The sequence below is a fragment of the Ruegeria sp. BF10 genome (genome assembly GCF_056538725.1).
The window spans coordinates 289,763-309,160 of record NZ_JBQFTR010000004.1 but is presented as its reverse complement, the minus strand read 5'-3'; the positions used below and the strand labels follow the sequence as shown (position 1 = coordinate 309,160).

The 19,398-nt window shown below is 55.2% G+C and carries 18 protein-coding genes, 1 tRNA gene and 1 pseudogene; 8 read left to right on the top strand and 12 right to left on the bottom strand.

Going from position 1 to position 19,398, the window contains the following annotated elements; genetic code table 11:
- Positions 1-251 precede the first annotated feature (251 nt).
- Positions 252-1,292 carry a LacI family DNA-binding transcriptional regulator gene (locus ACR0DJ_RS16605; protein WP_257599857.1) on the bottom strand — a complete coding sequence of 347 codons (1,041 nt, stop codon included), beginning with the start codon at positions 1,290-1,292 and terminating at the stop codon, positions 252-254.
- Positions 1,293-1,390: 98 nt separating this feature from the next.
- Here ACR0DJ_RS16605 and ACR0DJ_RS16600 point away from each other — a divergent pair, with 98 nt between their 5' ends.
- From ACR0DJ_RS16600 to ACR0DJ_RS16580, 5 genes are all read left to right on the top strand, one after another.
- Positions 1,391-2,902: a tripartite tricarboxylate transporter permease gene (locus tag ACR0DJ_RS16600; protein ID WP_170347392.1), complete on the top strand. Its 1,512-nt coding sequence runs from the start codon at positions 1,391-1,393 to the stop codon at positions 2,900-2,902.
- Positions 2,899-3,369: a tripartite tricarboxylate transporter TctB family protein gene (locus ACR0DJ_RS16595; protein WP_480685686.1), complete on the top strand. Its 471-nt coding sequence runs from the start codon at positions 2,899-2,901 to the stop codon at positions 3,367-3,369. The genes ACR0DJ_RS16600 and ACR0DJ_RS16595 overlap by 4 nt, the downstream gene beginning before the upstream one ends.
- Before the next feature lie 49 nt (positions 3,370-3,418).
- Positions 3,419-4,381 (top strand): tripartite tricarboxylate transporter substrate binding protein, encoded by a 963-nt coding sequence (locus tag ACR0DJ_RS16590; protein ID WP_480685685.1) that lies wholly within the window; start codon positions 3,419-3,421, stop codon positions 4,379-4,381.
- 64 nt (positions 4,382-4,445) lie between these two features.
- Positions 4,446-5,849 (top strand): acylating sulfoacetaldehyde dehydrogenase, encoded by a 1,404-nt coding sequence (gene sauS / locus ACR0DJ_RS16585; RefSeq protein WP_425079337.1) that lies wholly within the window; start codon positions 4,446-4,448, stop codon positions 5,847-5,849.
- Positions 5,846-7,345: an AMP-binding protein gene (locus ACR0DJ_RS16580; RefSeq protein WP_170347396.1), complete on the top strand. Its 1,500-nt coding sequence runs from the start codon at positions 5,846-5,848 to the stop codon at positions 7,343-7,345. The genes sauS and ACR0DJ_RS16580 overlap by 4 nt, the downstream gene beginning before the upstream one ends.
- Before the next feature lie 512 nt (positions 7,346-7,857).
- On the opposite strand, the gene ACR0DJ_RS16575 is transcribed toward ACR0DJ_RS16580, so the two are convergent.
- On the bottom strand, positions 7,858-8,964 hold the full coding sequence (locus tag ACR0DJ_RS16575) for an alkene reductase (RefSeq protein WP_480685683.1): 1,107 nt from the start codon (positions 8,962-8,964) through the stop codon (positions 7,858-7,860).
- A 122-nt stretch (positions 8,965-9,086) separates the two neighbouring features.
- A complete protein-coding gene (locus ACR0DJ_RS16570; protein WP_480685681.1) occupies positions 9,087-9,683 on the bottom strand; it encodes a TetR/AcrR family transcriptional regulator in 597 nt (198 codons plus the stop codon).
- A gap of 148 nt (positions 9,684-9,831) precedes the next feature.
- Between ACR0DJ_RS16570 and ACR0DJ_RS16565 the strand changes: the two are divergent.
- From ACR0DJ_RS16565 to ACR0DJ_RS16555, 3 genes and pseudogenes are all read left to right on the top strand, one after another.
- Positions 9,832-10,357: pseudogene (locus tag ACR0DJ_RS16565) on the top strand (IS5 family transposase); the annotation flags it as partial.
- Between the two features lie 806 nt (positions 10,358-11,163).
- Positions 11,164-11,257: transfer RNA gene (locus tag ACR0DJ_RS16560), tRNA-OTHER, on the top strand.
- A 19-nt stretch (positions 11,258-11,276) separates the two neighbouring features.
- Entirely contained in the window at positions 11,277-11,414 is a 138-nt protein-coding gene (locus ACR0DJ_RS16555) for a hypothetical protein (RefSeq protein WP_480685679.1), read from the top strand.
- 481 nt (positions 11,415-11,895) lie between these two features.
- On the opposite strand, the gene ACR0DJ_RS16550 is transcribed toward ACR0DJ_RS16555, so the two are convergent.
- From ACR0DJ_RS16550 to ACR0DJ_RS16510, 9 genes are all read right to left on the bottom strand, one after another.
- Positions 11,896-12,450, bottom strand: a complete 555-nt coding sequence (locus tag ACR0DJ_RS16550; protein WP_425079342.1) for a CIA30 family protein — start codon at positions 12,448-12,450, stop codon at positions 11,896-11,898.
- A gap of 11 nt (positions 12,451-12,461) precedes the next feature.
- Complete coding sequence (locus ACR0DJ_RS16545; RefSeq protein ID WP_480685677.1) at positions 12,462-12,914, bottom strand: TspO/MBR family protein; 453 nt, start codon at positions 12,912-12,914, stop codon at positions 12,462-12,464.
- Positions 12,915-12,927: 13 nt separating this feature from the next.
- Positions 12,928-13,431 (bottom strand): aggregation factor core, encoded by a 504-nt coding sequence (locus tag ACR0DJ_RS16540; protein ID WP_425079344.1) that lies wholly within the window; start codon positions 13,429-13,431, stop codon positions 12,928-12,930.
- A 277-nt stretch (positions 13,432-13,708) separates the two neighbouring features.
- A complete protein-coding gene (locus ACR0DJ_RS16535; protein WP_480685675.1) occupies positions 13,709-13,969 on the bottom strand; it encodes a YdeI/OmpD-associated family protein in 261 nt (86 codons plus the stop codon).
- Positions 13,970-14,005: 36 nt separating this feature from the next.
- Positions 14,006-14,254, bottom strand: a complete 249-nt coding sequence (locus ACR0DJ_RS16530) for a YdeI/OmpD-associated family protein (RefSeq protein WP_425079346.1) — start codon at positions 14,252-14,254, stop codon at positions 14,006-14,008.
- Positions 14,255-14,269: 15 nt separating this feature from the next.
- The gene (locus ACR0DJ_RS16525) at positions 14,270-15,715 is read right to left on the bottom strand and encodes a cryptochrome/photolyase family protein (protein ID WP_480685673.1); all 1,446 of its coding nucleotides are present in this window, start codon (positions 15,713-15,715) and stop codon (positions 14,270-14,272) included.
- A gap of 57 nt (positions 15,716-15,772) precedes the next feature.
- Positions 15,773-17,074 (bottom strand): FAD-binding domain-containing protein, encoded by a 1,302-nt coding sequence (locus tag ACR0DJ_RS16520; protein WP_480686296.1) that lies wholly within the window; start codon positions 17,072-17,074, stop codon positions 15,773-15,775.
- The gene (locus ACR0DJ_RS16515; RefSeq protein ID WP_480685733.1) at positions 17,014-17,145 is read right to left on the bottom strand and encodes a DUF2256 domain-containing protein; all 132 of its coding nucleotides are present in this window, start codon (positions 17,143-17,145) and stop codon (positions 17,014-17,016) included. The genes ACR0DJ_RS16520 and ACR0DJ_RS16515 overlap by 61 nt, the downstream gene beginning before the upstream one ends.
- Positions 17,146-17,150: 5 nt before the next feature.
- Positions 17,151-18,662: an FAD-binding domain-containing protein gene (locus ACR0DJ_RS16510; protein WP_480685669.1), complete on the bottom strand. Its 1,512-nt coding sequence runs from the start codon at positions 18,660-18,662 to the stop codon at positions 17,151-17,153.
- Positions 18,663-19,398 lie beyond the last annotated feature (736 nt).

Genomic DNA, 19,398 nt, shown 5'->3' with positions numbered 1-19,398 from the left:
CCTCTGAACGGCCCCGTGCCGGACGTTCAAGGGTCATGGGTGATGCTGCGATCAAAGATGTTCGTTCAAGGGACTTCCTTGTGCGTTTTTCGACAAGCGCAAAACATGGTCGACGCGGAGTATCGACCTTCTCAAAAAGAGTATTTGATTGGCAACAAACCAAAAGAGCAGACTTTCGGCGCTGATGTTTCGACACCGCCCGGTCAAGACACCGGTCTCGGAACTTGTATCGGTGAAGGACGTCCCGAGCTTCACCTGGACGGTGCTCTTGATGGGGTGGATGTCGATGCCCTGGTCAGCACTTTCAGGTCGCACTTGGTTGTCGTGATCCTTTCGGAATGCTCTGCGACAATGTTTGTGATCAATTCCGCGGACAGGGCGCCAATGCGCTTGGCCGGGATGCGAATGGTCGAGAGTGACGGTTCGATTTCGCTTGAGCCTTTGAAATCTCCTATTCCCATGACGGACAGGTCTTCGGGAACACGCACACCGCAGTGTTTTGCCGCGTACAGCACGCCCTGAGCGATAATGTCATTGCCGCATAAAATAGCGGTGGGACGTGGTGAATGATCCAACAAGCTTATGCAGGCGCGTTTGGCCTCCAAAATGCTGTAGGGAGCTTCCAGGCGCCATTGTTCGGGAACCTCGATCCGTTCCAATCGCAATTCTTCCAAGGCGCCGTGCAACCGGTCATATGCGCGATCATTCCCAGCGGGGTCGGGAAAGATCAAACCTATGTCGCGGTGCCCCAAATCCAGCAAGTGGCGTGCGGACAAACGGCCAGCCTCTGAATTCTGAACACCCACGCAAGACAATCGCGCTTGATCGTCATAGTTCCAGATTGCAATCGACGGAACACCCTGTTGTTCGATCAATTGATAGGTCGCCTCCGAGTGTTCAAGCCCGATGAGCGCAAGCCCGTCAACGCGATGCTCCATCAGTTTGCGCAGCATCTTGTATTCGCGCTCCAGATCGAACCCGTGCGAAGCAATCAACATCGTGAAGCCATGCCGGTCCAGCCCGTCCGAGAAGGATTGGATCAGTTCAGCGAAGATGGCGTTGTCGATTGTCGGCACCACCAGCCCGACAGTTCCGCTGCGTCGGCCGTGCATGACTTGCGCGGCGCGGTTGCGAATGTAACCAAGCTTCTGCACCGCCCGGTCGATCTTTTTTCGAGTCGCCGGCTTGAGCAATTCCGGATGATTGAAGCTTCTCGAAACTGTCGAGATGGAAACACCGGCAACCTTGGCAACAGCGACAATATCCGGCTTATCTTTATGTTTTTTAACCATAAATTTCGCCGTTCGAGGCTTTTTATGAAAACATTTGCAAAACTATTTTCATCTCTTAGCCTAAAATGTCAACGCGCAAACAAACACAGGGATGCAACGTGGAATTTCTGTATTACTTCGGAGATGTCTTCACACCGGTCTCGTTCGGGCTGTTGCTCCTGGGCACGATTGGCGGGCTGATTTTGGGGGCAACCCCCGGACTGTCGCCCACCATGGCCGTGGCCCTGCTGATCCCATTCACGTTTCATCTGGCACCCGTTCAGGGGCTGATCCTTCTTGGCGCGGCCTATACCTCGACGGTCGCGGGCGGCGCGGTCAGCGCCATCCTTCTGAAAATCCCCGGAGCGCCCGCAAACATCGCCACGACGCTGGATGGGCATACGATGGCCAGGCAGGGCAAGGGCGCACAGGCGTTGCAACTGAGCTTTCTGGCATCTGCCGTTGGGGGGGTGATCGGAGTGCTTCTGCTCATCTTCCTGACACCGGTTCTTGCGCAATGGGCGTTGGCCTTTGGACCAAGCCACCTGTTCTGGCTCGCCATCCTGGGCGTAACCGTCATTGGGTCGCTGGATAGTGCATCCGTTGTCAAAGGATTGCTGTCGGGATGCATCGGTCTCTGGCTTGCGACCATTGGCTTCGATGACATCATGGGGGCGCAACGGTTCATCTTTCACCCGGCGCTTGGCGGCGGCATCAACATTATCGCCGCGCTCATCGGGCTCTTTGCCATTCCTCAGGTCCTGACCATGTTCGCCAAGGGTCGCAATGCGGCAAATGCCGAAGTGATCGAGGTCGAAAAGCATTCGATCATGGATGCGGTGCGTGAGCTTCTGCGCCGCCCGAGAGCGCTGAGCATCGGCACCGTTACCGGCTCGATCATCGGGCTGATTCCGGGTGTCGGTGGACAGATCGCGGGTTTGGTCGCTTATGACCAGACCAAGAAATTCAGCCCAGAGCGCGAGAAATTCGGAAAGGGCCACAGCGAAGGCGTGATCGCGGCGGAAAGCGCGAACAACGCCATGGTAGGCCCCAGCCTTGTTCCGCTTTTGACGCTCTCGATCCCGGGGTCGCCGACCGCAGCGGTGTTGCTGGGCGGCCTGTTGATCCACGGGATTTTTCCGGGCACGGACCTTTTCGACAACCACCCGGATGTTGCCTGGACCTTCATCAACTCGATGCTGATCGGACAGGTGTTGATGTGCATCTTCGGGCTTTATGTCGCTGGTCTTGCCGCCCGGGTGGCGCAGGTACCGCAAAGCGTCATGGCCGCAGTTGTTCTGGGCCTGGCAGTCTTCGGAAGCTATTCAGTTCAGTCCAGCATGGGCGACGTCTATGTCATGGCGGCTCTTGGAGTCATGATGTACTTCCTTGAGCGTTTTGGCTTTTCAGCTGCACCACTGGTGCTTGGCCTGATCCTTGGCCCGATTGCCGAGGCGAACTTCATTCAAGGATCGATGATTGCAGGGGCCAGCGAAGGGATGGCCAGCTATTTCCTGACGGGAACGCTGAACATCGTTCTGATCGCAATCGTCATCGCTTCAATCGCCTATTCAGTCTGGATGGAGCTTCGCAGTCGTCGCTACATATCAAAAGAGGAGATCATGGCATGAGTTCCGTCAGTCTTCCACGCGCACAACATGTCGTGGCGTCCGGCGTCATTGCCGCCGTCGGGATCTGGGTGGCATGGGTCAGCTATACCCAGCAACCGGCCGAAGCCTTCCTGTTCCCACGCCTGATTTCGACCGTGTTTGTCGTTCTGGCCCTGTGGACGTTTGCCAAGGCGCTTCTGGGCTGGACCAAGGTGGGCAACGGCGTCTCGCGCAAGGATTTCCTTTGGCTTCTGCCTGGCTTGGCTATCGCGCTCATCTACATCTTTTGGGCCGCCAAGACGCTGGGGTTCTACACCGCCGGAACGATCACATTCTTCTTGCTGCTCAGCTTCTACGACCCTGCACCGCATGGCGAAATCAAAACCTGGACCAGGCGTGTGATCATCACGATCGGGTACTTGGCCATAATGTATGGGCTCTTCGCCATGCTTCTCAAAGTTTACACGCCACGAGAAATACTTTTCTGAAAAAGACCGCGCGACAAGCGGCTTACGCAAATCCAAGGGAGGATCTGAAATGAAATATCTACTGGCAGGCGCTGCACTGGCGCTGATGTCCCTGACCGGTGGCGCGGTCGTGGCGCAGGACTACCCCGAACGCCCCATCATGATGATGGTCAGTTATGGTGCGGGTGGCGCCACCGACTTTCAGGCGCGTATCGTCACAATGACTGCGGGCAACGAAGACGCGCTTGGAATGCCCATCGCGATCATCAACAAGCCGGGGGCAGGTGGCCGTGTCGGCTGGAACTGGTTTGCGACACAGGCCGAGGCTGATGGCTACACGCTGGCGGCTTACAACATCCCGCATTTCATCGCCCAGTCGATCAAGGGCGGCGTTGAATATTCGGCAGACAGTTTCGAGCCCATCGCCAACTGGGGCGCAGATCCTGCGGTATTCGTCGTGGCCAAAGACAGCCCCTTCAATTCCATGCAAGAAGTGGTGAACTATGCCAAGGAGAACCCGGGGAAGCTGACCTTTTCGGGTGCGGGCCTGTTCGTCGGGCACCACATCGCCGCCTTGCAGCTTGAGAAGGAAGCCGGGGTCAAAATGGCGTACATCCCGACCAAGGGCGGCGGTGCGGCGGCCATGAAGGCCGTGATTGCAGGCGACGTCATGGGCGGCGTGAACAACCTGTCTGATGCGTTCCGCGCGCAGGAAGCCGGAAATGTCAAAATCCTTGGCGTATTCGATCTGGAACGCAACGCGTTCCTGCCGGACGTCCCCACACTGAAAGAGCAAGGCTATGACATCGACAATGCCAGCGTGAATTTCCGCGGCATCATGGTCCCCAAGGGCACCCCGCAAGAGGTCATCGACAAACTGGCCGCAACAGTCCCGGAGATGTTCAAGAACGCGCGGGTGGCAGGAAAAATGAAAGCCGGTGGGTCACCCATGCACATCATGACCCGCGAAGAGGTTCAACAGATGTGGGCCGCACGTCAGGAAACCCTGCAAGAGCTTCTGGCGGGTCTTTGACGATTTGAGCAGTGGCACAGGATGGGGCGGTTTCCGCCCTGTCCCCACCAACAGGAATTCAATGATGAATGCACATGATGATATCGCCCAAGTCAGTTTGATCATGACCCGTGCGCGCGCCGCTCAGAAGGAATACGAAGCCGGTGCCAGCCAGACGCGCTATGACCGCGCAGCCGCTGCTGCTGCCTGGGCGATCATGGAGCCTTCACGCAACAGGGCTTTGGCCGAACTTGCGGTCGAGACGACAGGACTGGGCAACGTACCGGACAAGGTGATCAAGAACCATCGCAAGACCCTTGGCCTGATGCGCGACATAAAAGGCGTCAGAACCCATGGGATCATCCATGAGGATGCAAGTACCGGCATCACCGAGATTGCGCGCCCAATCGGAGTGATTGGCGCCGTGGTGCCGTCGACGAACCCGGCAGCCACACCCGCCAACAACATCATCAACGCGTTGAAATGCGGCAACTCGGTTGTTGTCGCCCCGTCACCCAAAGGCGTCGCAAGCTGCGAGCTGCTTTTGCGTTACATTCATGCCGAGTTCGACAAACTGGGGCTGGATCACGATCTGGTCCAGATGATTCCTCCGCCGGGTTCCAAGGCCAAGACTCAGGCGATGATGGAGCTCAGCGACCGGGTGATCTGCACCGGCAGTCAAAACAATGTGCATCGCGCGCAGACCTGCGGCACCCCTGCGGTGGCCGTCGGCGCGGGCAATGTCACCGTGATCGTCGATGAGACAGCTGACCTGAAGGCCGCTGCCCGGAAGATCACTGCCTCCAAGACCTTCGACAATGCGACCTCGTGTTCGTCCGAAAACGCGATCATCGCAGTCGACGCAATCTATGATGATTTCGTCGCAGCCCTTGCCGATGAAGGAGGCGCATTGGTGAAGGACGAAAACCAGATCGTCTCAAAGCTCTGGCCGGATGGGCATCTGAGCCGCGAAGTGATCGCACAGGACGCCGACAGGATGATCAAGGCACTGGGCATGGTTGGTCAGGTGCCTGAAAACACCAGGTTCCTTGCTGTTGAAACCAAGGGGGTCGGTCCGGATCATCCGCTTTCGGGTGAGAAACTAAGCCGCGTGGCCGCGCTCTATCGTGCAAACGATTTCGAGGACGCCCAAGCCATTGCCGCTCGAATCTTGCAGTATCAGGGCGCGGGGCATTCCATCGGGATACACACCGCCGAAGATGCCCGTGCGGTGGCGTTGGGTGCCTCGATGCCCGCCTGCCGCGTAATCGTCAATCAGGCTCACACCTTTGCGACCGGAGGGTCATTCAACAACGGCATGCCTTTCTCGCTTTCGATGGGATGTGGCAGTTGGGGTGGCAATGCGATTGATGAGAACCTGCATTGGAAGCACTTTGTCCAAAGCACCAAAATCGTCCGTGAAATCCCGGCAATTGAACCCTCCGTCGAAGATATCTTCGCGGAATACTGGGCTGATGCGGGGGCATGAGCATGGACGATCAGATGCCCCCAGGCGGGACAATCCGCAGCTGGCTGGACGAACGCGCAAGCACCATCGGTGATCGTGATGCCTATCTGTTTTTCGACGGAGAAGCTGCGCTAACCTGGTCAACCCTGAGGGATCGGGCACGAAAACTGGCCGAAAATCTGACAGCGCAGGGATTGGACAAGGGGGCCAGCGTTGCCATCCTTCAACCGAATGGGCGCGAGGCGATAGAATGCCTCTACGGCGTGCTTTATGGCGGGTTCCGCGCAACGGTCATCAACCTTGTCGCCGGGGACGAGGCCATTGGATATGCGTTGGGACATTGCGACGCACGAATTGCGTTCGTCGGCAACGCGCAGACCGATCTGTTCGACAGAGTTCGCCCCAAAGAGATGACGCGGTATTCTGCCGCTCGTTTCGACAAGGCCCCTGATCTCCATGCGCTTGGTCCCGATGACGACGCGCTGCTCATGTATACCTCAGGGACAACCGGTCGCCCAAAGGGGGTCGTGCATAGTCACGTCAGCCTGCTGGCAGGTGGATGGACCCCCACCGTTGCGCACAAGCTGACACCGGCGGATCGTGGTCTTTGCGTGCTGCCGATCTATCATATCAACGGGCTCTGCGTGACCGTGCTGAGCGCGCTTGTTTCCGGCGGTTCCCTGGCCGTGGCCGAAAAGTTTTCAACGCGCAAATTCTGGGACCAGTGCCAGAGCGCCAAGGCCACGTGGTTTTCGGTGGTGCCGACCATTATCTCGCACTTGCTGCATTCCGATTTGACACCCGCGCATGAAACCAGAGCACGTCTTCGTTTCGGCCGCTCGGCATCCTCGCCGCTTGCACCGGATGTACAAACCGCGTTCGAAACCCGTTTTGAAGTCCCCATCGTAGAAACAATGGGCCTGACGGAAACAGCCGCACAGATCTTGTCCAACCCGCTACCGCCGGGCGTCCGCAAAATTGGATCGCCGGGCAAAGCTTACGGCAACGAGGCATGTATCCTGTCGGCAAATCTGACCCCCCTGCCGCCAAACACCAAGGGCGAAATCGCCGTACGTGGCCCCAATGTGATGAGAGAATACCTGAAGAATCCGGATGCCACGCGCGCGACATTCACGCCCGATGGCTGGCTGCGCACCGGAGACCTAGGGCACATGGACGAAGACGGCTACTTCTTCGTGACGGGCCGGTTGAAAGAGCTGATCATAAAGGGCGGAGAAAACATCGCCCCACGTGAAATCGACGAAGCTCTCTATTCGCACCCTGACGTGATCGAGGCTGCCGCATTTGCGCGCCCTTGCAAAACCTACGGTGAACGCGTCGAGGCCGCCGTCAAATTGCGAACCGGGTCAAGCGTTTCATCCGACCAACTCATCGCGATTTGCGTCCAACGGCTGGGTGCTTTCAAATCGCCTGATAGGGTGCACTTGTTGCAAGACTTGCCAAAGGGGCCATCTGGAAAGATCCAAAGGATCAAGCTGCCTGTTTTGACACAGTGACCGATTGCAGCCCATGGAGGCCCCGCAAACAGGCGTGCAATATCCGATATGCAAGCCAGGGCGGGCGCATGCACAACGTTGGCCAATGACGACATTCCCGAGGCTTCGACCGGAACCAGAGCTCAACCCGACCTGTGTAGGTGTGCTCGTAACGCTGCAATGCCAACATTGATTTTGTTTGGAAATTTCGCGTATTCTCGCGCATAGTTTTGCGCGGCATTTGGGCATGAATTTGCACGATTTTCCAATAACTTTGCGCTGTTCGAGAAACGCGTTCAATTGATGGTAATCACCGCACATCTTCTTCAACTAAAACCGGGCGCCTCTCAATCAAGAGTGCATTCTGATTGGAAACATTCAACCCTGATCATAGGGAAGCAGGTTATTCGCAGGCTTGTGATAGATCCTCGCTTCAAGAACGGATGTTTCCGTAACAGCCAGGTGAGCGCATCCAAGCCGGCGCGCTCACTTTGCTTGGTATTGCCCGTCACTACGGGGCTAAGAGAGATGTATCACTCTGCGGCGACCGCTTCCTCTTCCAGTGCCGGATAATCGGTGTACCCTTTTTCATTGCCGCCGTAGAGAGTGGTTGGATCGAGCTCATTCAGCGCGGCGTCTTTCTCCAGCCGGTTGACAAGATCCGGGTTGGAAATAAACGGCCGACCAAAGGCCACCAGATCGACGGCGCCGGTCTCAACCGCTTCAATCGCCATGTCTCGGTCATAAGCGTTGTTGCCCATTTTCACTCCGTCAAACAATTCATAGAGCGCCTTCAGGTCACCACCTTCCGGAATATCGCGCGGGCCGCCGGTCTGCCCTTCTACGAGATGGAGATAGGCCAACCCATAGCCATTCAGCAAATTGATCGCATGCGAGAACGTCGCCTGCGGGTCGCTGTCGGAAATGTTGTTGGCGTTCGAGAACGGGCTGAGGCGGACACCGACGCGGTCGGCACCCCACACGTCGACAACGGCGTCCATGACTTCTTTCAGGAACCGCGCTCTGTTCTCGACAGGACCGCCGTATTCGTCTTCACGCTTGTTTGACTCGTCGCGCAGGAACTGATCGATCAGATATCCATTGGCGGCATGGACCTCGACACCGTCAAATCCGGCTTTCATGGCGTTTTCTGCGGCCTTCCGGTAGTCGGAGACAATGCCTGCAATTTCTTCGATGGCCAGAGCCCGCGGTTCCGATGTTTCAACAAACTGCTCGCCATCAAAGGTCTTGGCCTTTGCGCCGATTGCGGATGGCGCTACAGGGGCGCCGCCGTCCTGCTGCAAGCTGGTATGCGAAATCCGGCCCACATGCCAAAGTTGGATTACGATCTTCCCATCCTTGGCATGGACGGCGTCAGTCACTTTTTTCCAGCCGTCGATCTGCGCTTCGGAATATATGCCGGGCGTCCAGGCATAGCCTTTGCCCTGGGGCGAGATTTGCGATGCTTCCGTGATGATCAGACCAGCACCTGCCCGCTGCGCGTAGTACTTGGCCTGCAATTCATGGACACTGTCATCCTCGGCTCTTGCCCGGTTACGGGTCAGTGGCGCCATGACAATGCGGTTTTTCATCTCGATTGCACCAGCTTTGATGCCGGAGAACAGTTTTTCATCAGCCATTGCTGTTTCCTTCTTTGGTAAACTTCGTTCAGATATTATTGGACCGATCAGTCCAATATTAGGGTCACTGTCTCTTGATTGAGTTTGTGTTAGGTTTCATTTCCTTATGGTGGCAGGAGGCCTTATGGCGAAATCACCAACCGGGCTTGTTTCAGGGTTTGCGATATCTGCTCAGCGGGAACGCCCGCCTTGCGGAAGGCTAGTGTGCCGATTGCAAGGGATGCAAAGGCGCGTGCCTTGTCGAGTGCCTGTCCCGGATTTGAAGGCTCAAGCGCTCTCGCAATAATCTCGTCAATACTCTCCAAATGCTGCCGCCCGAGAGCCGCCACTTCATCATCATGAGGAGCAAGCTCCGTAAGGCAATTGATCAGCATGCAGCCGTCACGACCTCCTTGCGGGTTCGCCAGGGCTTCCATTATCGCACCAACGGGGTCATCTCCGCCCGCGTCCGCGACGTCACGCAGAGCTTTCAAACCACGCCTTGAATAGTGCCTGAGGGCTTTGTGAAACAAAGCCTGCTTATTGCCAAATGCTCCATAAAAGCTGGACCGACTCAAACCCATGGCCTTGGTCAGATCGTCCACGGACGCAGTCTCGTAGCCCTTGTGCCAGAATACGCACAAGGCTTTCTCCAAAGCCTCGGCTTCGTCGAAGGCACGAGGCCGACCCGGGCCTGCGGTCGGCTTGATGTCGGTAATTGGGAGAGTTTCTGTGCTCATGCGTATGATTTGGAATGATTGGTCCAGAAATTCAAGGTGGCGGTAGGCAATTTTTGGAATAATCAGTCCATATTATGGCCAGAGAATGGAATTTTGGGTCCGGTCTCGTTCTTGCTTCATAGCCAGAAGATGAAAGTGGCGGCGAGAGCGGTGGCGGGACGCGCCCAGGGAATACGGCCGCACAAGACCCTGTACAACCGCTGGAAGCGGTGGAGGTGCGTGGCTGAACGCCACCGGTCCGAGAGAAGCCACGAACAGGGCATCTTCGCCCGGATGATGGTCGGTTTGGCTACCGGGCACGGTGAAGAAAGGACCGTCATGATCGACGCCACCTATCAGAAGACCCATCGCACAGCGTCCAGTCTGGGCCTCAAAAAGGGGGGCGTGGACGCCTGATTGACCGCACAAAGGGCGGCGTGAACACCAAACTGCACGCCATCTGGGACAGCCTGGGGCGCCCGATCAATTTCTTCGTCACCGCCGGGCAGGTCAGCGATTGCATCGGTGCACGGGCATTGCTGAGCAGCCTGCCGGATGTCGACTGGCTGCTCGGAGTTCGCGGCTATGACGCCGATTGGTTCCGAGAAGCTTTGAAAGACAAAGGGATACGCGCCTGCATCCCTGGCCGGAAACAGCGGGCGAAACCGGTGAAATACGACAAGCGTCCCTACAAATAATGTAGGGACGCGCATAACGCTGCATTGCCATCATTGATTTTGTTTAGAAAATTCGGGTGTCTTCGCCCTTAAATTTGCGCGACGTTTGCGCATAACATTGCACGATTTGCCCATAAGTTTGCGTGGTTCAAAGTACACGCTCAATTGACAGTGGTTTCTGAACAAGCCCTACAACTTTTTGGTATTTTCCTTCAATCACAGCTACGCTTTGATTAGCAAATTTCAACTCTCGTTTGCAGAATGCAGTTCACTTGCACGCTTGCGATAGATCCCAAAAAAACTCCGGCGATGGGGACTTGATATGCATGCGGCTGATACGTCACGTCATAGAACATATCGGTCGAAACAGAACGCTAAACCCGGAGCCCGTTGAAGGGCTGTTGCGCACCATCGACCCGTCGCAGCTGGATAGAATCCTATGTTGGACCAGCGTCAGGCAGCCGGATACAGCCCAGCCGCAGTATTTGAGCTAACCCTAGAAGCTCGGTCGCTTTCGCGAGATTTGATCTGTCTTATTTTGTTCTTCAGCGTAGATGCTGAGTTCTAACCTTGAACATCGAGTGTCGAATCGTCTCACTATGTGAGACCTACGCCAAGCTGACCAACCCTCCAAACAAGTTGCTTCAGTCATTTGGGCACACGTTAAGCTAGAAGGTTCCCAGAACTACGCGGTGAATCTCGGGCTGGCGCGCACTCCGACTTGACACGGTGGCCCTAACTGGTTCAGCTTCCGGTCATGACGTATACACGCATCCACTGCCATCGAATATCGGCCTGAGGTCGATAACCCACGCGAAATCCGTGGGAGGCAGCATTGGTATGCGGGCGAGGCTTATGTCTTTGTAATTGCTCCAGATTAGAGTGCACGAGTCGGTTCGATTCCGACGCCTCCTACCATCCTCAGGAGGTGTCCGACATGGCGGACGACGTTTCGAACGCAATTGATTTCAACGACATCAAGCAATCGGTCGAAGAGAGCCTCGGGCGCACACCCGAAGGCTGGTCCGGCTTGGTCACCAAGCTCTTCACGGAGGTTACGCCCGGAAGCTCATGAATACGGACAGCTCTTCGATGTGATGTGGTTGAGACAGCTACAGAGGAAGAACTAACGGCCGAGGCCGAACGCCGGCGAAGAGCTGGTGTACTACCCAAAGAGGCCTCGAATGATGGCTTCTCAGATCTGGTTAATGATCTCTGGGGCAAACTCGATACAGACCCAGACCGCTAGTACAGCTTACCTGCCGCCATTACCCAATACTTAATATAAGATGTCTTATATGGCGACTGTCGTTGTAGTAGTGCACGCTTCTTCTAAACACCTCTTCTGCTAGGAACCAAAGCGCCCCGGATAACCATATCCTCAACACTGCTTTGCGGAACCATGTACTATCAGTCTCTGCGATGAGCGTGGTTGACCGCAACCAGCCCTAAGCGGACATCCATAATCAAGTTTTGCAGTTTCTTTTGACACACTTCGATCTCGAACCATGTCAAACAGACCTATTTGAAGATCGCAGCCCTCTCTCTGGAAACCTTCAATAGAAACCAATCTCGCTGACATCTACGCGGGCCTCGTGATCGCGCCCGTAGGCTACAACTCCAACTGAGATGATTGCGTTTGCGACAGGAGTAGTGCGCAACATGGCACCTGAAGCCTTGAAGCCTGACAGAGGCAAATAAACGTCTGTCCATTCGTTAGAAGTTGCAAACGCGGCCTGATAGTATTGCCACGGAAGCACTGTACCACGTGTTCTGAGATGAACGAAGTATGGCCCGCCGTTCCCCCGTACCAATAGCCTGACGCCTGATACACCCGTATCTGGCCGATCAGACAACTTGCGTCGGAACTGGATGAAACCGCCGTTGTTTTCTGTACTGACGGTCCCGGTCAGCCGCGCGAATGCGACATCACCTTCCGATCGAAACTGGACCTGCCCTGAAGAAACTCCTCCCATGACGGTGTCGGCGACGTAGTCCCAACGCGTCTCCGGAGACTTGGAGAAGTCTTCAGTTAATTTTCCATCAGCCTGAGCCATTGTGCATCCGATGATGGCAAGACCTGAAACAAGCCCAATGAAGTTGGCACGCATATTGTTCCTTCTCAGTTCAGTATCGCAATGGAAAGGTTCAGCGCCGTGGCAAATGCGACCCATGCAAAATACGGCAGGAAGGCCAGTGCGGAAACCCGATCTGAAGCCCTGACCTGAGCTATGAACATGACAATGACAGCCAACAACGCGACAATGACAACAAGGGCAAACCACGGCAGTTGCAGTACGAAAAAGGCTGGGGACCACAAAAAGTTCAGACCCATCTGAGCCCACCATAGCTTCATTGCGGTCGAGCTTCGGTCTGTTTCGAACTGGCGCCAACCCGCCATAGCGATCAAGACATAAAGCACCGTCCAAACCGGCCCAAAAATCCAATTTGGTGGATTGAAAGCCGGTTTGGAAAGCTGCGCGTACCATTCGCCAGGTGCGGTCAGTGTCCCGATCAGGATGCCGCCGCCCACCACAAGCGCAAGGAATGCTATGCGGATCAACCAATTCGACATTGCGGGACAGCTTTCAGCAGTCCTTTGTCGTCACGTTGACAAGTGCTTCGGAAGAGAAGGTCGCAGTACTGGTCTTATCCGCATCAGTATATGACACTGTGGCGCCTTCGATCTCCGACCCGGTTACGGTGATTTCGCGTTGCCCGATAGTGTCATCTACATCGATGGTAAAGGCGAGTTTGTCCCCGGCTGCGAAGGAGGCGATCTCAAGCGCAATTGAATCTTGCCCGTCCACGACAGCTGGAATTTGCCGCAGAGCATCTGCACCCTCAACGAATTCGAGAGGTTGGAATACCTCTACACCCGCGCCTTTTTCGGTAACGTCGAAAATCAGACGTCCGGCAGATTGCGACAAGTCAATTTTGAGGGTCGAAGCTTCTACTTCACAAGCTCCGACATTTGTCAAAACAAAACGGTCTTTGGGTGCGCCTTCTATGAAGCGAATTTGAACTCCGGCTTGAAGCGAGGTGGCTGCAAGTGATCCAAGGATCGCCGCAAGAATACTCTTCGGGAGCATATTTATCTCCTTCCTAATTGGTTCGTGATATATACGCTTCGGCGGATTTCTTGGATCAGGCTTATGCCATTTGACTATCGCGGTTTAGCCGACAGGGCCTTTCGAAGTTCCATGCACCGCACTAAAATCGGTCCCCACGTCCACCAGACCATCGGACCAGATCTGATGGGACAGCACAACAACGCGGTCGTCTTTAGCACAGGTTAGTTTGATGTCCACACGCTTTCACCACGAAAGCTCAGATTGCGATTGCAAACCAAGGGCAAACCAGAAAGCGCTACATTTGCTGCATTCTTTTTTCAGTATGCGTTGTTTCGACCGTCTTGTTGATCCGTCGTTGGCGCGTTGTTGGGTTCTTGGCAATCTTGATCCAGCGAAGGACGTTGCGTCGGTAAGAGGGGGGCAATTGCTCCCATTTGTTCAGGTCCAATTCACCGGATAAATCGTCTGGCACAACCAGAGCATCGACGTCATCAAAGAAGTTCCATAGCCCTGACGCCTTACTGGATTTTATAGACGCCTCTCCTGCGGGGTGCATTAAGCCTTCTTGCCTAAGGTGCTCTGCTTTGTCCTTTTAGCTTTTGGACCAAGCTTGCTGTTTTCGCGGGCTGATCAATTGCGCCGTCCGGTCTTCATCGATTGTAAATCGTCTTCCATCAATCCAACCATGCGCGATCAGCGCATCCTGCACCTCGTCCCGACTGACATATTTCTGCGGATGTGCCGCCTTCCACGTGATCAGCCGGACGCTATCACGTTGGGCAAAATGCGTGCTCAGCCACTCCCACAGTTGATCACGGGATGTGACCTCAATATCAGTCACGCGCCACCATAGTGTTCATGCTTGTGTCATCCGTCGCAAAAAAGCTTCAGCCGTCTTTATGTGCGTGCTCTTGGCCTCTGGCGACATCCGTTCAGCCGTACGGCACATCATCGCCCATCGGGGATTGCCAGCCAGTCTATCGCTGTGTTTCAGGATAAAGCGCCAATAAAGCCCGTCCCAAATGTCGGCCCAGGGCCCTTTGCCCCAATTGCTCATTTTGCGAACATAGTTTGAACCCGAAAAGTACGGTTTGGTGGTGATCAACCCGCCATCGGCATGCTGGCTCATCGCGTAGGCATTGGGAACCATCACCCAATCATAGCTGTCGACGAACATTTCCATGAACCAGCGATAGACATGATCCGGATCAATTTCGCACAGAAACATAAATCCGCCCAAAATCATGAGGCGTTCAATATGATGACAATACCCTGTCTTGAGCACCCTTTTGATCGTGTCGTCCAGCGGATCAATACCAGTGGTTCCGTCGTAGAAAGCGCGGGGCATTGGTCGGTGATGGCCCCAGTGATTTGTAGTGCGCATCGGCACACCCAGGCTTTCATAGGTTGCACGCATAAACTCACGCCAGCCAATGATCTGGCGGATGAAACCTTCTACCGAATTCAGGGGAATACCCTTGCGATCCGCATGCGCCAGTGCAGCGTCCAAGACCTGTTTGGGCGTCAACAATCCAATGTTCAAGGCTGGCGTGAGAACGGCATGCCACAGCCAGCTTTCACCCGCAACAATGGCATCTTCATAGTCGCCAAAGTGATCAAACCGCCGTTCCAGAAACTGCGCCAGCCAGTCGGACGCATCTTTGTGTGATGTCGGATAATACAACGTATCCAAGCTGCCCAACGCTTCTGGAAAATCATTAAGTACGCTTGCTTTCGCGGCTTCATCAACCGCGTCATGGGAAGGCCAGTCGATCCAAGGCAGGCTGCCCAACAGCGCCTTGGGCACTTTCTTACGGTTTTCCTTGTCAAAGCTCCATTGTCCCCCCGCCGGTTGACCGCCGTCCATCAAAACATTCAAGCGGCGGCGTTGGCTTTTGTAGAACTCTGCCATGAACCAGCGTTTGCGACCGGCAAACCAATCCTGATTGTCGGCCCGAGTGTTCAAAAAACCAGGTGATGGTTGGGAATCGAGCGTGATATCGGTTCTGCCAGCCGCCGCCCGAAGACGTTTTTCTGCAATGAAGTCTACCGGATCAACCATGATTATATGGCTGATGCCGCGGTCCCGCAGACTTTGAAACAGGCGCAGGCAAGCGCCCGGCTGCCGCTCAAAGGGCCAAATCGCGGCATCAAATCCCTTGGCGACCAAGCCATCGCGATAGCGCGTCATGGAAGCACGGTGCAGCCAAAGCTTTTGCTTGTGCATCATGGCAGGATAAAACGCATCGCCAAAGAAAAGCGGGTCTTCGAAAAGCACAACCGCGTCGGGTCGGGCAGCCACACCGGGGTGCTGGGCAAACAATTGGTTGGGAAGTAAAAGCGCGGCAGTGGACACCGGCTATGGCCTTGGTTGGGTGGCCAGGTTCAATTGGCTCAAAAGCGATGGGATCTTCTTTCGAAGACCAAAGAAGCCGGCCCTTGCATGAGGCCATGTTATCGTGTCGTGGGGTCGTATTATCCGGTTCAAAGACAGGCCAGCGTCCCTCAACAGAGGTTCCGCACGATCCAGTCGTGACCGAGTGGGGCCGACGGGCGCATAGGCTGTTGCAATGGTTTTGACACCGGTATTCCGCGCGGCCTCGATCAACGGATCACTCCAATCCTCGGCGGATTGCGCGCGCTTTCCGTGAGGTTCCAGGGCGCTATTCATCGCGCCTTCGGCAAAATCCGTTACAGCGCCTGCAATCGGATTTGGAGACCGACCATGCGTCGCCAAAAGTCCAATCGCGGCAGCAGGCGATGTCGGCATTAAGCTATCGGCTGACAGATCATCCTCGGTCAACAGCATGAGGTGAGGGCCCTCTGGGGGCTCTTGCGGAGTCAAAAGCGGAATAAGCGGGTGTTCTGCTGTCTCGGTCAGAGGTTCGGCAAATTTGGCGAGGTTTTTTGGTTGAAACCGTCCTTCGGTGTATTTGGCAATATTATCAGGTCGCGCGAGGTAGGTTTTGCCTTTTGTGTGCAATCCGCCGACCCACCGCCAGCTCAGCGTGTTCGATGCGGGATCGCCATCCAGCAAATGCCGCAAAAAGAAGTCCGCGCCAAGCTGCCAGGGTATGTGGAGCGTAAAAATCCAAATTGATGCAAACCACATGCGCGCATGGTTGTGCAGGTAACCGGTCGTCACCAGTTCCCGCGCCCAATGATCGAAACAGTCGATGCCGGTATTGCCGTTCACTGCATCGTTGAAACGGGTCTCTAAGCCCTGATCGAATTTTAGTCGCTCTAAAGCACTCAACAGATCCCGCTGATAATGTGCCCAGACGCTGGGCCTCTGTTCCAGCCAGCCCTTGAAGTAAGTGCGCCAGAACACTTCTTGAACGAACCTCTCCGCCGCGTCGGAATTATGGGACGCTAGTACAGTTGCCAGTACCTCTTGTTCCGTTATCAAACGGTGGCGCAGCCAAGGTGACAAACCCGATACATTGCTGCGTTGATCGGTCCCAAAATCGTAGTTCCGCTTACCTGCATAAAGCCGACCGGCGCGTCCCACGAACTGCTTCAGCCTTTTAAGGCCATTGGTTCGTGTGGGCTTGAAACTGATCGTCTCTTTCGCTTCCGCAAGTTCTGGAAAAATCTCGGTCATGCGGCCGACCTGCATTTCTTCGAACAGTATTTCACTTGATCCCAAACGTTTTTCCATTTCTTGCGCAAGGTGAACGGGCGCTTGCAGATCGGGCAGATTTTCTGGGGCAAATCGGCTTTCTTCCGCATCCTCATCATTGGCCCCCAAAAGGCAGGCCGAGTTGCTCTTGATCTTGAGCCGACCGCGCATTTTTGCGAGCAGTCCGCCTGGTCTTTCGGCTCGCGTGCTTTGCCGCGATGGCTTGCGCTTGGGCGCGAAACTCAGTGCTCCGGCGGACGCCCCATACCCGCTCTCGCGCGGCTTTGCCTGCTGCGAGATGGTCAAAAACACGCTCTGGATAATGCGCTCCGATGATTTGTTTCCCATCTTGGGCTTTCCAGGGTTCGTGGATGTACCGATCCGAAATATGGGCCAGTTCCGGCAACCATGTCCGAATGAACACCCCGTCTGGATCCTGATCATAGCCCTGCTTAACTGGATTATAGATGCGCACGGTATTGATGCCAGTGGTGCCTGATTGCATTTGCACCTGGTTCCAGTGAATGCCTGGCTCATAGTCCGTAAACATGCGCGCCAAATGCTCACCCGGGGCTCGCCAATCCACCCAAAGATGATAGCTCGCCGTGGCCATCACCATTGCGCGCATCCGAAAGTTGAGCCACCCCGTCGCTTGCAATGACCGCATACATGCGTCCAAAAACGGATATCCCGTTTCGCCTATGGACCAGGCAGCCAAAAGCTCGCAATCTGGCGCTTTCGGTCGAAGCCCGTCGTAGAGGCGATGCAGATTTTCAAACTCGATCCGAGGTTCATCCTCGAGTTTCTGAATAAAATGGCAATGCCAATGCAACCGGCCCGAAAACGAGCGCAGTGATTTGCGCCAGTCCTTTGCTTGTGGCGGCAATTGGCGTCTTTGCCTTTCAGTCGCTTGCGAGACCTCGCGCATAGAAAGCGCGCCCCAAGCCAGGTGGGGCGACAGCCGCGAACACGCAACGGCTCCCTCCAAAGGGCTGGACATCTCGCGTTGGTATCTTTTGCCTCGGTATGTCAGAAAGCTGTTCAGCCGCTCCAAACCCGCAGCTCGTCCACCGGCTTGACGACCAACGCAAAGATCATCCCGCAAGCCGAGGTCGCGCGCCGTGGGAATATACCCTGGTTCTATATCGATATGTTGCAGCGCAACCGGTGGCGAAACGGGCAATGCCATAAACCTGTCCCATCGTTCCGCCCAGCCGTCACGAGACTTGAGCCTGCGAAAAACGCCGTGGTTTTGCACTTCTTGCCACCGCACACCATGATCCCTGCACCATTCCGCGACCTGACGGTCCCGCTGATACGTCCAATTGTTCCCTGTTTCCTCGTGTGACCAAAGTACGTCGACTAGACCAAGATCCTTCAACTCGGATAGGACCGACACAATCTGCCCAGTGCGCACAACAAGAGGCTGGCCAAGTTCCCCAAGGTCTTTTCGAAGTCCGGCGATTGTCTCAGCAACAAAGTTCCACTGCCGTGTTGACGCGTCGGGTTGCTGCCAAAGCTCCGGTTCAACAACATAGAGTGGCAGAACTGGCCCGACCTCAGACGCCTGCGAAAGTGCCGGATGATCATTTACCCGTAAATCCCGTTTGAACCAAACGACCTGCACGATACCTCCGTTCTTCAAGTACTGTACGTATGGCCACAGAAATCGGATCTTTGTTTCAACCACCTCTCCACTTCGCTGTGGACGCGGCCTTTGCGCAGGCGCCATCGGCCTTCGGCACTTGAAGGTTGGAAGTTTCCGCGAACTCATTGATGAGCGTCTGGCTTGGAGAATGAGACCTTGGCGAAAGTGACATAGATTGGTGACGGCTCTGAGCCCTAAAACACGATGCCAAAAACAGAGTTGGCCCAACTTTAATTTGTTTGAACTCTGATTTCTGAACACAGGTCAAAGAGACCACCACAACGACCTGTACGCCACCAAGCACCGTGAGCGCAATTGGCAGCAAACCCCAGAACATCTATCCCCAATGCATCGTTAATGGGAGAAAGCTAAATCTAAACCGAGTCATCTCGTTTGCGCATCGAAATCGGTAAATTAGGCTCATGCAGCATTTCGCCTCGTCGATCATTCGATACGGAAACCATTGAATTTATTTGATTGCCGTAGTCAAATTTTTGTGGCGGCGACTTTTAAGCTCTCTTCAGCAAACCGCGAGATAACTACAAGCCTCGCGCACTATGCAAAAATTTTGCCTATACGCCTGCAATTCGAGCAAAGCTGTCGTTAACTATGACTTGCGGCATCCCAAGTTGCGGCTTCATGGCGCATCTGTGTTCCACGACTGCCCCATTGTTTCTTTGGTTTTCGCGCTAACTCTCACGAGCATATCGGCGAA